Here is a 14255-nt window from a genome sequence, read left to right as displayed (position 1 = left end):
GCAAGGAAACAAGTAATGTCGCATGACCTTTATCTTGCCGCCAGGGCTGCCATGGCCAAGGCCTATGCGCCCTATTCGAAATTCCCGGTCGGTGCTGCGATCCGCACCGAGGATGGTCGTATCTTTGCCGGCGCCAACATCGAGGTCGCTTCCTATCCGGAAGGCTGGTGCGCCGAAACCACGGCGCTCGGCCACTACATCATGGGCGGCGGCGGCAAGATCGTCGAGGTCGCGGTGATTGCCGAGCGCATGGCCAGATGCACGCCGTGCGGCGGCTGCCGCCAGCGGCTGGCCGAGTTCACCCGGCCCGACACCAGGCTCTATCTGTGCGACGAAACCGGCGTCGCCGAAACCGTGACGATGGGCGACATGCTGCCCTACGGCTTTCGCGGCGATATGCTGAAATGAAGCAAGCCGTCGATCGTCTCACCGAGCGTCTCGGCGGTTTGATGCCGACAACCGCCCTGGTGCTGGGGTCCGGCCTCGGCAACCTGGCCGAACAGGTCGAGGATGCCATTCGGGTTCCGCATGCCGAACTGCCTGGCTTTCCCAAAAGCGGCGTCACCGGGCATGTCGGCGAGGTTGTGGCAGGCAGGCTTGCCGGCCAGCCGGTGCTGATGCTTTCCGGCCGCGCCCACTACTATGAGAGCGGCAACGCCGCCGTCATGCGCCCGGTCATCGAGACGCTTGCCGGCCTCGGCGTGACCAGGCTCATCCTCACCAATGCGGCAGGCTCGCTCGACCCCGACATGCCGCCCGGCTCGGTGATGCTGATTACCGACCACATCAATTTTTCCGGCTCCAATCCCTTGTTCGGTGAGCCGAGCGACCGCCGCTTCGTCGGGCTGACCGAGGCCTATGATGCCGGTATGCGCGCGGCCTTCGAAAAGGCGGCGAAGGCCACCCGCACCAAGCTGCACAAGGGCGTCTATATGTGGTTCTCGGGGCCGTCCTTCGAGACGCCGGCCGAAATCCGCATGGCTCGGCTGTTTGGTGCCAATGCAGTCGGCATGTCCACCGTGCCCGAGGTCATCCTCGCCCGGTTTTTCGGGGTCAGGGTCGCGGCTTGCTCGGTCATCACCAATCTTGCCGCCGGCATGACGGGAGCCGAGCTATCGCATCAGGAAACCAAGGACATGGCGCCGCTTGGCGGGGCGCGCCTGGCCAAGGTGCTGAACCATCTCTTCCGCAAAGGGCTGCTCGATGGATAGTGTTCTGTCGGCCAGAGGGGGTGAAGGCCTTTAATGATTCCTCAGGAGATCATCCGCGCCAAGCGCGACGGCCGCAAGCTGACTGAAGAGGAGACGGCAGGCTTCATTGCCGGACTGGCATCGGGTGTGGTGACGGAAGGGCAGGCGGCGGCTTTCGCCATGGCCGTGTTCTTCAACGGCATGAGCCGCGACGAGGTTGTGGCGCTCACCTTGGCCATGCGCGATTCTGGCGACGTGCTCGACTGGTCCGACCTGCCAGGCCCGGTCAGCGACAAGCACTCGACCGGCGGCGTCGGCGACAATGTCTCCTTGATGCTCGCGCCCATCGTTGCCGCCTGTGGCGCCTATGTGCCGATGATTTCCGGGCGCGGCCTTGGTCACACCGGCGGCACGCTGGACAAGATGGATTCCATTCCGGGCTATGTTTCGCAGCCCGATCTTGCCCTGTTCCGCAAGGCGGTCCTTGAGTCAGGAGCGGCGATCATCGGCCAGACTGCCGATCTGGCCCCCGCCGATCGGCGGCTCTACGCAATTCGCGACGTCACCGCGACCGTGGAATCGGTGCCGCTGATCACGGCTTCCATCCTGTCGAAGAAATTGGCGGCCGGCCTTGGATCGCTGGTGTTCGACGTCAAGGTCGGCAACGGTGCCTTCATGGAAAAGTCGCGCGATGCGACGGCCTTGGCGGCCAGTCTGGTCGAGGTGGCGAATGGCGCCGGCCTGAAGGCGTCCGCCCTGATCACCGGCATGAACGAGCCGCTCGCGTCGGCAGCCGGCAACGCGGTCGAGGTCAAGAACGCGGTCGATTTTCTCACCGGGCGTCTGCGCGACAGGCGGCTGGAAGACGTCACACTGGCGCTTGCCGCCGAGATGCTGCAACTGGCCGGTCTTGCGTCGTCCAACCAGGACGGTTTTCGCCGCGCTGGCGAGGCGCTGGAAGGGGGCCGCGCGGCTGCGGTGTTCGCGCGCATGGTGAGCGCGCTGGGCGGTCCTGCCGATTTCGTCGAGAAGCCCGAAAAATATCTGCCGAAGGCGCCGATCGAGCGGCAGGTCAAGGCACGGCAGGGCGGCTTCGTGACTGGCGTTGCGACGCGGTCGGTTGGTCTTGCCGTGGTCGAACTTGGTGGCGGGCGTACACGGCCCGACGACGGCATAGATCACGCCGTCGGCCTCACCCGCCTGTTGCCGGTCGGCGCCGAGGTCCATGTCGGCGACGCCCTTGCCTTGGTGCATGCGCGCACCGAAGATGAAGCAGACAGGGCATGCGCCTCCGTGCTTGCCGCCTATGCAATCGGACCGTCGCGGCCCTCGCCGGACAAGGCGATCCTGCGCCGGGTGCTGACGCGCGAATAACGTACTACTGTGCCAGCAGCAGCGTGCCGTTTTCGGCCTTGTAGCTCGCCAATCGGCCAAGAAAGCTCATGCCGATCAGGTTGGTCTGTAGCGCCTTGTCGTCAAGCACGATCGCCTGAACGTCGTCCAGGTTGATCTTGCCGATCTGCAGCCGCTCGATGATGACGGCTGCACCCCTGATCTTGCCGTTGGCTGTGCTGACCTCATGCCTGAAATCGGATGGGTTCAGTGAAATTCCAACCCGACGCGCCGTTGATGTATTGAGCGCGACCAGCGTCGCGCCGGTGTCCACGAGAGCGTCGATCTGGCGGCCGTTCACCCTGAAGGGCGCCGAGAAATGGCCGAGTTGATCCTGCTTCAACATGACCTTGCGGCCGAGCGGCTGTTCGATCGGTGGTTCTTGCATGGCTGTCAGCTTCACCTCGGAGACGGTTGCCCCTGCCGGTTCGCCGTGGCCTGTCAGCGACCTGACCACTTCGTCGAACGCTTGCGGGTTCGATTGGTAAAGCATCGGGATCGCCGAGGAGACGCCGACGACAATGCCGAGAAAGATGAGACTGCGCAGCATGGGCTTGCCCCGATCGGAGGCACACAGCCTACGCTGGTCTTGGTATCCAGCCCTTTAAAGACGGGCCAATTGGCTGTTTCGACCGGCCGATTGCGTAAATGTCCGGTAAACGGCCGTCTATTTGGTGCCGTACATGCGGTCGCCGGCGTCGCCGAGGCCGGGCATGATGTAGCCTTTTTCGTTGAGTTGCCGGTCGATGGATGCGGTGAACACCGGCACGTCCGGGTGTGCGGTGGTGAAGCGTTCGATGCCCTCAGGCGCGGCAAGCAGGCACAGGAAGCGGATATTGGTGGCGCCGCGCCCCTTCAGCTTGTCGACCGCGGCAATTGCCGAATTGGCGGTCGCCAGCATCGGGTCGACGACGATCACCAGCCGGTCGGCGAGGTCGCTCGGCGCCTTGAAGAAATATTCGATCGCTTCCAGCGTGTCGTGATCGCGGTAGAGCCCGATATGAGCGACGCGCGCCGCAGGCACGAGATCGAGCAATCCTTCCAACAAACCGTTGCCGGCGCGCAGCACCGAGGCAAACACCAGCTTCTTGCCCTCGAGGATCGGCGCGTCCATTTCCTCGATCGGCGTCTGGATCTTGGTTGTGGTCAATTCCAGGTTGCGGGTCACTTCGTAGCACAGCAACAGCGAAATCTCGCGCAGCAGCCGCCGAAAACTGGCCGTCGAGGTCTCCTTGTTGCGCATGATGCTCAGCTTGTGCTGCACAAGCGGATGGTCGACGACGGTGACGCCCTGCATGAATCTTCTCCGTGTTTGGCAGCGATACTAGCGGGCGGCGCTTGTGCAAGAAACCGTCAGCCCGATGCCAATCACAGCTTTCACCGTCAGAATCAACGACTAGTACTGCTGTTCAACCGGGAAAGCAGTTCCGATCGCGTCTTCCTGTCGACGAAGGCGGCCTCGATTGCCGTGCGCGTAACGGCAGTGAGTGCCTTGTCGTCCATCCCGAAATGCTCGCGCCCGATGTCGTACTCGCGCTTCAGCGAAGTCCAGAAATAGGGCGGGTCGTCGGAATTCAGCGTCACCTTGCAGCCGGCGGCCTTCAGGGCCGGAAAAGGATGGGAGCCGAAATCCGAGAACACGGAGAGCGCGATGTTGGAGCCTGGGCAGCACTCCAGAACGACACCCTCTTCAGAGATGCGGCGCACCAGGTCGGCATTTTCGATAGCGCGCACGCCATGGCCGATGCGGGACGGGCGGATGTGGTCGAGAGCTGCGGCAACGCTTTCCCACCCCATCAATTCGCCGGCGTGGATGGTGATGCCGAGCCCCGCTTCGCGGGCGATCTCGAAGGCGCGCACATAGTCCTCGAAGTCGCCCATGCGCTCGTCGCCGGCAACTCCGAAGCCGGTTACCAGCGGATGGCCGCATCTGGCGGCAAAGCGCGCTGCCTGCTCGATTGCCTCGATACCGACATGGCGCACGCCGGTGACGATCATGCGGCCTTCGATACCGGTCTTGGCCTTGGCGCGCAGCATGCCTTCGCCCAGCGCATCGGTATAGGCTTGCGGCGACAGGCCCGCCCGCTTGGCGTGATCGGGCGAGGTGAACACTTCCGAATAGATCGCGCCGTCGCGGGCGAGACTGGTCAGGTAGTGCTCGGCCAGCAATGCGTAGTCGTCTTCGCTGCGGAAAAGGTCGGCGGAAAAATCATAGGCGGCGAGGAAACTGGTGAAGTCATGCCACACGAACGAGCCGTTCTGGATGAAAGGCGAGGGGTCCCTGCCGTACTTCCGCGCCTGCCGGATGACCAGTTCGGGCGATGCGGCCCCTTCGATGTGGCAGTGCAGTTCCGCTTTCAAAGGCATCAGCTTTTCCCGTCCTGCAGCGGCTGACAGCCGCGCCTTAAACCATAGCGCCCGGTATCCTGATCGGCTATGGTCCCGCCGGTTTTAAGGCGGATCGAAGTCATGTCAGTTGAAAGAACGACCGCGCAGGGCGGCATGGAAACCTCCTACGGTTTCAAGCAGGTCGACGTCGGCGACAAGCAGCCGCTGGTCAACGAGGTTTTCCATAAGGTTGCCAACCGCTACGACCTGATGAACGACCTGATGTCGGCGGGCCTGCACCGTTTGTGGAAGGACGCCATGGTCGCCTGGCTGAATCCGCCCAAGCGGCCCGGCTGGAAGGTGCTCGACGTTGCCGGCGGTACCGGCGACATCGCCTTTCGCATCATCGAGGCCAGTCACCGCAACGCGCACGCAACGGTGCTCGACATCAACGGCTCCATGCTCGGCGTCGGTCGTGACCGTGCCGAGAAGAACGGCCTTGCCGCAAATACCGACTTCGTCGAGGCCAATGCCGAGGAACTGCCGTTTGCCGATGCGACTTTCGATGCCTATACGATCGCTTTCGGCATCCGCAATGTGCCGCGCATCGACGTGGCGCTGACGGAAGCCTATCGCGTGTTGAAACCCGGCGGCCGTTTGCTGTGCCTTGAATTCTCCGATGTCGATATGCCGTTGCTCGACCGGGTCTATGAAGCGTGGTCGTTCAACGCCATCCCGCGCATCGGCAAGATGGTGACGGGCGACGCCGAACCCTATTCCTATCTGGTCGAATCGATCCGAAAGTTCCCCAACCAGAAGAATTTTGCCGAAATGATTTCCAAGGCCGGCTTCGACCGGGTCACGTTCCGCAACTATTCCGGCGGCATAGCCGCGCTGCATTCGGGCTGGAAACTTTGACGGGACCGGCCTTATGAGCAGTATCGGCGCAGCGTTCCGCCTCGTTCGGGCCGGTTGGGTGCTGGTGCGCGAAGGCGTGGTGGCGGCGGTTCCCGGTGACCAGCTTACAGGCCTGCCCAAGTTCGGCTGGCGCGCCGCGGTCTTGTTCACGCGCCGCCGCGCGCTCAGGCAGCAACGCACCGACCGGCTGGCGCATGCGGTGGCGCGGCTCGGTCCTTCCTATGTGAAGCTCGGCCAGTTCCTCGCCACGCGCCCCGATGTCGTCGGCAACGACATCGCGCTCGATCTCGCGCTCTTGCAGGACAAGATGCAGACCTTCCCGAAGACCGAGGCCGTTGCGGCAATCGAAGCTTCGCTCGGGCGCTCGGTCAGCGAACTTTATTCAAGCTTCGGCGATGCGGTTGCCGCCGCGTCCATCGCCCAAGTGCATCCGGCGGACGTCTATGAGGCGGGAGCGAACAAGCGCGTCGCGGTCAAGGTCATCCGGCCTGGCGTGCGCCGCCGCTTCCAGCACGATCTCGAAAGCTACTTCCTCGCCGCCCGCCTGCAGGAAAGATACATACCTTCGTCGCGCCGTCTGAGGCCCGTTGAGGTCACCCAGACCCTTGCCCAGACAACGCGCATCGAAATGGATCTCAGGCTTGAAGGGGCGGCCCTTTCTGAGCTTGGCGAAAACATCAAGGAAGATCCGGGCTTCCGGGTCCCAGCCGTCGATTGGGAACGCACCGGCCGCGATGTGCTCACCATGGAGTGGGTCGACGGCATCAAGATGAACGACATCGCGGCGCTCGATGCTGCCGGTCACGACCTCAAGGCCATCGCCACCAATTTGATCCAGTCGTTCCTGCGCCACACGCTGCGCGACGGCTTCTTCCATGCCGACATGCATCCGGGCAATCTGTTCGTGGAAGCCGACGGCACCATCGTGGCGGTCGATCTCGGCATTGCCGGCCGCCTCGGCAAGAAGGAACGCCGTTTCCTGGCCGAAATCCTCTATGGCTTCATTACCCGCGATTATCTGCGCGTTGCCGAAGTGCATTTCGAGGCCGGCTATGTGCCGGCGAAGCACGATGTCGCCGCCTTCGCCCAGGCCATCCGCGCCATCGGCGAGCCGATCCACGGCCAGCCGGCCGAGACCATCTCGATGGCCAAGCTACTCACGCTGCTGTTCGAGGTGACCGAGCTTTTCGACATGCAGACGCGAACGGAACTGGTCCTCCTGCAAAAGACCATGGTCGTGGTGGAGGGCGTCGCCCGCACCCTCGATCCATCCTTTAACATGTGGAAGACTTCGGAGCCTGTGGTCGGCAACTGGATTCGCGACAATCTCGGCCCGCGCGGCATGCTGGCCGACGCCCGCGATGGCCTGCATGCACTGTCGTCGCTGGCGCGGCACCTGCCGGACATGGCACTGCGAACCGAACGGCTGTCGCGCGAGATCGACCTCATGGCCGAAAACGGCTTGCGCTTCGACGAGGCCACGGCTCACGCCATCGGCAAGGCCGAGGCGCGCCACACGCGCTCAGGGCGGCTGGCGCTTTGGGTGATTGCGCTGACCCTTGTCTTTATCGCCTGGAAGGTGGCGATTTGACTGCATTGACAGCAATGCTTACATTGCTTTCAATGCATGCAGGAGGCTGCCATGGCCACACTTACTGTCCGCAACCTGGATGACGGCACGAAACAGCAGCTCAAAGTCAATGCTGCCAGAAGGGGTGTATCGCTTGAGGAGGAGATACGCTCCATCCTGCGGCGTGAAGCAAGGCATCCCGAGAAACCTGTGCCATTCGACAATCTCCATGATGCGATCCGCGACATGGTTGAACCCCACGGCGGCTTCGAACTGGATATTCCCCCGCGAAGCTTGGCTGAGCGCGATCCGCCTTTCAAGCTCTCCAACAAGCGCATCCTTCTCATCATCGGCGGCGGCATTGCCGCCTACAAGGTACTCGACCTCATCCGCCGCCTGCGCGAGCGAGGGGCTGCCGTGCGGCCGGTGATGACTGCGGCAGCGCAGGAATTCGTCACGTCTCTGTCGGTCGGCGCGCTTGCGGCGGACCATGTCTTCACCGATCTGTTTGACCGCAAGGATGAGCATGACATCGGCCATATCCGCCTGTCGCGCGAGGCCGACCTGATCGTGGTCGCCCCGGCGACGGCCGACTTGATGGCCAAGCTTGCCAATGGGCTTGCCAACGATCTGGCCTCGACCGTGCTTCTGGCCACCGACAAGCCGGTGTTGATGGCGCCTGCCATGAATCCGAGAATGTGGAGCCACCCGGCGACGCGCCGCAACCGCGCCACGCTTGAGAAGGACGGCGTCGGGTTCATCGGGCCGGCGCGCGGCGAAATGGCCGAAAGCGGTGAATCCGGCGAGGGGCGCATGGCCGAGCCGCTGGACATCGTAGCCGCGGTCGAAACGATGCTCGACCAGAGTGCGAAACCGTTGACCGGCCGCAAGATCATCGTCACGTCAGGCCCCACGCATGAGCCCATCGACCCGGTCCGCTACATTGCCAACCGCTCGTCGGGAAAGCAGGGCCACGCCATCGCCGCGGCCTTGGCGAAGCTCGGCGCGGACGTGCGGCTCGTCTCTGGGCCAGTGACGATCCCCGACCCCGCAGGCGTCAACACCACCCACGTGGAAAGCGCCCGCGAAATGCAGGCCGCCGTCGAGCAATTGCTGCCGGCAGACGCTGCCGTGTTCGTGGCTGCTGTGGCCGACTGGCGCACGGCCAATTCGGCGGATGAAAAGATCAAGAAGGTCGTGGGGGAAGGACCGCCGGCGTTGCAGATGGTGGAGAACCCCGACATCCTGGCCGGCGTCGGCCATCACGCCAAGCGGCCCTTCCTGGTCATCGGTTTTGCCGCCGAAACCCAGAACATTCAAAAGAATGCCGAAGCCAAGCTGAACAAGAAGGGCGCCGATTTCATCGTCGCTAACGACGTTTCGCACGACAGTGGCGTCGGGCCGTCCGGTGTCATGGGCGGCGACCGCAACAGCGTGCGCATCGTTTCGCGCACCGGCGTCGACGCATGGCCCGAGATGACCAAGGCAGAGGTGGCGGAGCGGCTTGCCGCCGTGATTGCCGAGAAATTGGAAAGCGCGGAAGCCAAGGCCTGAGCCTGCCTCCTTGAACGAGAAAAAGGCGGCGTATCAGCGCCGCCTTTGCGGGATCGGGCCTTGCCAGGGCGATGCCCATCGCTGGTTATTTCAGCGAATGCATCAGTTCGAGCGACGTTACCGCGACAGCCAGGTTCAGCCCGGTCTGAGCCTGCACGCTCAGCGGCTGCAAGGCATAGGAGCGCTGGAAGCCGCCGAGCATCAGGTTGGCGCCGCCGCCGGTCACGACGCTCGCCTCGGCGTTGACGCCATAATAGTTGCCGGCAAGGTTGCCGCTGTCATAGTCGCGCGTGGCGGCAAGGACCGCCCACACCAGTTGGCCCTGATGGGTGGTGCCGAGGTCGACGCCCAGCTTGGAAATGACGCCGGTGTAGACTTCGGACGCGCCGCCGTTCGACGGGCGGAATGTGCAAGACACGCCCTTGTTGGATGTCACGACGTAGGCCGTACCTCCATCGATCGAGCAGTCGAGGACGCCGAGTTCGAAGCGGCCGGTGGCGTTCGCCGAGGTTGCCAGGCCAAGGGCGGCAAACGTCGCGGCGAGGGCAAGTTTCTTGATCATGAAATCTCTCCTGAAGCAGGATCCAGTAACAGGTGGGGCGTTGGACGATTGAAAAACGCCCCAGGCAGGCAAAGCGTTCCCTGCAACCATGGCGTGATGATGGCATGGCGAAAACGCAACCGTCGAAAACGGCTGCGCATCTGCCCGCAAAGCCAAAAACAAATACTTGGAGCGCGGCCGGCGAATCTGGGAGGTCGCGACGCGCTCTACTCAGCCTTCAGTGGAGATCGAACGCCGCGATCAACCCGTCTGGGTGCGTGAAAGGCCGTCCTTGGCCGGCTGGTAGGTCGGATTGAGCCGCACGGCTTCGCGATAAGACTTCGCCGCCTTCGCCTTGTCGCCGCGCCGCTCATAGACGAGCGCCTGGTTGGTCCAGGCTTCGGCGTTCTTGGCGTCTAGCTTGATCGCCATGTTGAAGTCGGCGAAGGCGTTGTCTTCCTGATTCAGCGCCAGATAGGAAAGGCCGCGGCCGTTGTATGGCTCGGATGCATCGGGCGCCAGCGAAATCGAGGTCGAGAAATCCTCGATGGCATATTTGTGCTGGCCCTGGCTCTGATAGATCAGGCCGCGATTGTGGTAGGCGCGGGCGTCGGTCGTGTCGAGCTGGATGGCCTTCTGGAAATCGTTGAAAGCTTCCTGCGTGCGTCCCGCCCTGCGGTAGAGGTTGCCGCGGCCGATATAGGCGGCATCGTAGCTCGCATTGATCTGGATCGAACGGTTGTAGTCGGCCAGTGCCTTGTTCTGGTCACCAAGGAAGCGATAAATCAGCGCGCGGTTGGAATAGGCCTGGTAGAAGTTCGGATTGAGTTCGATCGCCGTGTCGAAATCCTTCAGTGCCTGCTGATACTTGCCGCCGCGGCCATAGGCGGAGCCGCGTACGTTGTAGCCCTCCGGATCGCGCGGATTGCTGCTGATCACCTGGGTCAGCGAGGAAATGTTTTCGGCCGAACCTTGCGCCGTGTCGATGCTGGCGAGTTCGCCCACGGGACCTGACTGGCATGCGGCCAGCGCCAACAGGGAGGCAAAGGCCATCGCCAAGGCAAAGCTGTGACGCGCGGTTGTGCGCCTTTCGGTCAAAGCATCCATCGCTGTCATGTCCTCGTCTCGTTAGCTGGCTTGGCGCATCACCCTGAAAATCGGAATCGATCCTCAAGAAATCATGCGCAGATTCATAGTACTACAACGTCGTTTGCGCGTCCTGCCGGACGCGCCGCTGCAGCCCCACGCCGCCTGGTGCTGGTTCATTTCCGCTCCAAATGCCAGACCAAAATAAAAAGGTGGCCGCGATCGAGCATCGCGCCACCTCAAATATCCCCCGAAAGGGGCGAAAAACTGACGTGGTCAGCGCGGCGCGCGTGCAGCGCCGGGAGCAGCGACCGGGCGCGGCGTCATCGGCAGCAGGCCTTCGCGCTGGGCGCGCTTGCGGGCCAGCTTGCGGGCGCGGCGAACGGCTTCGGCCTTCTCGCGCGCACGCTTTTCCGACGGCTTCTCGTAATGTCCGCGCATCTTCATTTCACGGAAGATGCCTTCGCGCTGCATCTTCTTCTTCAGTGCGCGGAGCGCCTGGTCAACGTTATTGTCGCGGACGAGTACCTGCACGGGCAATCCTGTCTTTCGGGTTCAAAGCCATCCAACAAACGGCGATAGCCGCTCGCCTCCGTGGCAGACCCCACCACGAATTTTGGCGGCTGATAGCAGAATCAACATCGGATGTCCACACAAAGAGTCGAGAACCCGATCGAATCTGCCGTCGCTATTCCGCGGCGTCGCGCGCGCTTGCCGCGTCGTCCGGCGCATTGGGGTCGCCGGGTGCGGTTTCGCAGCCGAGGTCGGGAAAAGCCAGCACCCGCTTGCCGTGGAAGTCGGTGCGCACCACGAGCAGGTTGCGTTCCTCGAAATAGGTGAGCAGCCGGCGCGCCCGGCGCGGCGAATGGCTGCCATAGGTGCGGGCCAACGTGGCGTCCGACGGGCAGGGCGCGCTGGAGATGGCCGCTTGCGCCACCACCAGGAACACGCCTTGCAGGTCTTCCGGCAGGCTTTCAGACAGGCTGAGCGCCGTTGCCCAGTTTTCGCCGCCAGCCGTCTCGCGGTCGACGCCGGCGCGCGCCACCGCCAGCTTGCGGCGGAAAGCGGAAAGCTGGACAGGTTCGCCGGCAACGCGGCGGATGCGGCAGCGCACCAGGAAATCCTGGTAAAGAACAGCATCTGTACGGAACGCCGCGTCGGGGTCTTCGAGGATTTCGTGCATCACCGCATCGATGCCCGCCGCCCGCTCGGCCTCGTCGATGATGGCGAACACCGGTTCCGCCGGCGGTTCCGGCGCCGGCTGCGGGCGCGACAGCTGGGCGATGATGTCGGCGGTCGGTGTCGGGGCGGGCGGCGGCGCACGCCGCACCGGCTGCCTCGTCTCCTCGGGGCCGGGCGTGAAGATCAGGTCGCGGGTGTCCTCCGTCGTTTCGGGCAGCGGCATCAGTTTGGGGCTGACCGATCGGGCCGAGGTCTCGACCGCGCCGATCGTCACCGGCAGCGGCCTGCGCGAGATCGCGGGGCCTAGCGCCACGAAATGGCCGCGTGCAAGGTCGCGGAACATCTCGGCTTGCCTGCGGTCCATGCCGAGCAGGTCGGCGGCGCGGGCCATGTCGATGTCGAGGAAGGTGCGGCCCATCAGGAAATTCGAAGCTTCCGCCGCCACGTTCTTGGCGAGCTTGGCCAGCCGCTGCGTGGCGATGACGCCGGCAAGCCCGCGCTTGCGGCCGCGGCACATCAAATTGGTCATGGCGCCGAGCGAAACCTTGCGCGCTTCGTCCGAAACTTCACCCGCCACTGCCGGTGCAAACAGCTGCGCCTCGTCGACCACGACAAGCACCGGATACCAGTATTCGCGCTCGGCATCGAACATGCCGCCAAGGAAGGCTGCGGCAGCGCGCATCTGCTGCTCGACGTCGAGGCCCTCGAGGTTGAGCACCACCGACACCCGGTGCTGGCGGATGCGGCCGGCAATACGCGTCAGTTCGTTCTCGGTGCGCTGCGCGTCGACGACAATATGGCCGAACTTGTCGGCCAAGGTGACGAAGTCGCCCTCCGGGTCGATGACGCATTGCTGCACCCACGGCGCGCTCTGTTCCAGCAAACGGCGCAGAAGGTGCGACTTGCCGGAACCCGAATTGCCCTGCACGAGCAAGCGGGTGGCCAGCAATTCCTCAAGATCCAGCATGGCAGGCTTGCCCGGCGCGGCTGCTCCCATGTCTATATCTACCTTCACGCGTCCCTCCTTTGTGGACCTTATGCCTCTAGCACCGCCATGCTCCCCTTGCGAAGCTTCAAGCGGCAATACCCACAGGCCGTTTGCCGCGCCGCTTGCGTATCGCGCAAAGCGGCACTAGTCGTCGCAAACAGCGCAAGGATGGCCGCACGGTTTCGCTAGTGGTACACCTCGCGCACCAGGCGTATCGAGCGCCGCTCGTCATCCGCGAGGCTTGGAACACGTGAAAAAATATTCAGTATTCGCCATCGCCCGCGAGGCCATGCGTGCCCACAAGGGCTGGGAGGAACAATGGTCCTCGCCCGAACCCAAGAAAGAATATGACGTCATTATCATCGGTGCCGGCGGCCATGGACTGGGCACCGCCTACTATCTTGCCAAGGAACACGGCATCACCAATGTGGCCGTTCTGGAAAAGGGATGGCTGGGCGGCGGCAACACCGGCCGCAACACCACCATCATCCGTTCCAACTATCTCTATGACGAATCGGCCGGCATCTACGACCATGCACTGAAGTTGTGGGACGGGCTTTCCCAGGACCTCAACTACAACGTCATGTATTCGGCCCGCGGCGTCATGATGCTCGCCCACAACATCCATGACATCCAGGTGTTCAAGCGCCACATCCATGCCAACCGGCTGAACGGCATCGACAATGAGTGGCTGACGCCGGAGCAGGCCAAGGAATTCTGCCCGCCGCTCAACATCTCGAAGGACGCCCGTTATCCGGTTCTGGGGGCTGCCCTTCAGCGGCGTGGCGGCACCGCCCGCCACGACGCGGTGGCGTGGGGCTATGCGCGCGGCGCTTCGGCGCGCGGCGTCGACATCATCCAGAATTGCGAGGTCACCGGCATCAAGCGCGGACCGAACGGCGAAGTTGCCGGCGTCGAGACGGCGCGCGGCTTCATCGGCGCGAAAAAGGTCGGAGTCGTCGCTGCCGGCCACACTTCGGTGCTGATGAACATGGCCGGCGTTCGCATGCCGCTTGAAAGCTATCCGCTGCAGGCGCTGGTGTCCGAACCGGTCAAGCCGATCGTGCCCTGCGTGGTGATGTCCAACACCGTGCACGCCTATATCTCCCAGTCCGACAAGGGAGAACTGGTCATCGGCGCCGGTACCGACCAGTACACCTCCTATTCGCAGACCGGCGGCCTGCACATCCTTGAACACACGCTCGACGCCATCTGCGAGATGTTCCCCATGTTCACGCGCATGAAGATGCTGCGCTCGTGGGGCGGCATCGTCGACGTCACGCCGGATCGTTCGCCGATCCTCGCCAAGACGCCGGTCAAGGGCCTCTACGTGAACTGCGGCTGGGGTACGGGCGGCTTCAAGGCGACGCCGGGCTCGGCCAATGTCTTTGCCCACACCATCGCCCGGGACGAACCTCATCCGATCAATGCGCCCTTTACGCTGGAGCGCTTCCGCACCGGCCGGCTGATCGACGAGGCGGCAGCCGCCGCCGTGGCGCACTGAGG

The 14255-nt window shown here is 63.5% G+C and carries 14 protein-coding genes; 7 read left to right on the top strand and 7 right to left on the bottom strand.

What is annotated here, in order from left to right:
* The first annotated feature begins 15 nt into the window (after window positions 1-15).
* The 3 genes from cdd to deoA are packed head-to-tail and all read left to right on the top strand — an operon-like array spanning window position 16 to window position 2564.
* The gene (gene cdd, locus ASD64_RS05695; protein WP_056102067.1) at window positions 16-408 is read left to right on the top strand and encodes a cytidine deaminase; all 393 of its coding nucleotides are present in this window, start codon (window positions 16-18) and stop codon (window positions 406-408) included.
* Window positions 405-1211: a purine-nucleoside phosphorylase gene (locus tag ASD64_RS05690; protein WP_056102064.1), complete on the top strand. Its 807-nt coding sequence runs from the start codon at window positions 405-407 to the stop codon at window positions 1209-1211. The genes cdd and ASD64_RS05690 overlap by 4 nt, the downstream gene beginning before the upstream one ends.
* Before the next feature lie 33 nt (window positions 1212-1244).
* Complete coding sequence (deoA, locus tag ASD64_RS05685; RefSeq protein WP_056102061.1) at window positions 1245-2564, top strand: thymidine phosphorylase; 1320 nt, start codon at window positions 1245-1247, stop codon at window positions 2562-2564.
* 4 nt (window positions 2565-2568) lie between these two features.
* Here the strand turns inward: deoA and ASD64_RS05680 are convergent, their stop codons facing one another.
* From ASD64_RS05680 to ASD64_RS05670, 3 genes are all read right to left on the bottom strand, one after another.
* On the bottom strand, window positions 2569-3132 hold the full coding sequence (locus tag ASD64_RS05680) for a TIGR02281 family clan AA aspartic protease (RefSeq protein ID WP_056102057.1): 564 nt from the start codon (window positions 3130-3132) through the stop codon (window positions 2569-2571).
* A 117-nt stretch (window positions 3133-3249) separates the two neighbouring features.
* Complete coding sequence (gene upp / locus ASD64_RS05675; protein ID WP_056102054.1) at window positions 3250-3879, bottom strand: uracil phosphoribosyltransferase; 630 nt, start codon at window positions 3877-3879, stop codon at window positions 3250-3252.
* 92 nt (window positions 3880-3971) lie between these two features.
* Window positions 3972-4949, bottom strand: coding sequence for an adenosine deaminase (locus ASD64_RS05670; RefSeq protein WP_056102051.1), 978 nt, complete (start codon window positions 4947-4949; stop codon window positions 3972-3974).
* A 102-nt stretch (window positions 4950-5051) separates the two neighbouring features.
* Here ASD64_RS05670 and ubiE point away from each other — a divergent pair, with 102 nt between their 5' ends.
* From ubiE to coaBC, 3 genes are read left to right on the top strand one after another with little or no spacing between them, the layout of a single operon-like run.
* On the top strand, window positions 5052-5828 hold the full coding sequence (ubiE, locus tag ASD64_RS05665) for a bifunctional demethylmenaquinone methyltransferase/2-methoxy-6-polyprenyl-1,4-benzoquinol methylase UbiE (RefSeq protein ID WP_056102049.1): 777 nt from the start codon (window positions 5052-5054) through the stop codon (window positions 5826-5828).
* A gap of 13 nt (window positions 5829-5841) precedes the next feature.
* Window positions 5842-7419, top strand: coding sequence for a 2-polyprenylphenol 6-hydroxylase (ubiB, locus tag ASD64_RS05660; RefSeq protein ID WP_056102046.1), 1578 nt, complete (start codon window positions 5842-5844; stop codon window positions 7417-7419).
* A gap of 51 nt (window positions 7420-7470) precedes the next feature.
* Window positions 7471-8952 carry a bifunctional phosphopantothenoylcysteine decarboxylase/phosphopantothenate--cysteine ligase CoaBC gene (gene coaBC, locus ASD64_RS05655; protein ID WP_056102197.1) on the top strand — a complete coding sequence of 494 codons (1482 nt, stop codon included), beginning with the start codon at window positions 7471-7473 and terminating at the stop codon, window positions 8950-8952.
* A gap of 85 nt (window positions 8953-9037) precedes the next feature.
* On the opposite strand, the gene ASD64_RS05650 is transcribed toward coaBC, so the two are convergent.
* The 4 genes from ASD64_RS05650 to ASD64_RS05635 all read right to left on the bottom strand — a co-directional run bounded on the left by ASD64_RS05650 (window position 9038) and on the right by ASD64_RS05635 (window position 12776).
* Window positions 9038-9514 carry a DUF992 domain-containing protein gene (locus ASD64_RS05650; RefSeq protein WP_056102043.1) on the bottom strand — a complete coding sequence of 159 codons (477 nt, stop codon included), beginning with the start codon at window positions 9512-9514 and terminating at the stop codon, window positions 9038-9040.
* A gap of 240 nt (window positions 9515-9754) precedes the next feature.
* Complete coding sequence (locus ASD64_RS05645) at window positions 9755-10600, bottom strand: tetratricopeptide repeat protein (protein WP_056102039.1); 846 nt, start codon at window positions 10598-10600, stop codon at window positions 9755-9757.
* Between the two features lie 255 nt (window positions 10601-10855).
* Window positions 10856-11113 carry a 30S ribosomal protein S21 gene (rpsU, locus tag ASD64_RS05640; RefSeq protein ID WP_056102195.1) on the bottom strand — a complete coding sequence of 86 codons (258 nt, stop codon included), beginning with the start codon at window positions 11111-11113 and terminating at the stop codon, window positions 10856-10858.
* Window positions 11114-11267: 154 nt separating this feature from the next.
* Complete coding sequence (locus ASD64_RS05635; RefSeq protein ID WP_413813581.1) at window positions 11268-12776, bottom strand: helicase HerA domain-containing protein; 1509 nt, start codon at window positions 12774-12776, stop codon at window positions 11268-11270.
* 223 nt (window positions 12777-12999) lie between these two features.
* Between ASD64_RS05635 and ASD64_RS05630 the strand changes: the two genes are divergently transcribed.
* On the top strand, window positions 13000-14253 hold the full coding sequence (locus tag ASD64_RS05630; RefSeq protein WP_056102192.1) for a sarcosine oxidase subunit beta: 1254 nt from the start codon (window positions 13000-13002) through the stop codon (window positions 14251-14253).
* The last annotated feature ends 2 nt before the right edge of the window (window positions 14254-14255 follow it).

The organism is Mesorhizobium sp. Root157, from assembly GCF_001427385.1.
Classification (GTDB): domain Bacteria; phylum Pseudomonadota; class Alphaproteobacteria; order Rhizobiales; family Rhizobiaceae; genus Mesorhizobium.
This window is presented reverse-complemented; position numbering and strand designations above follow the sequence as displayed.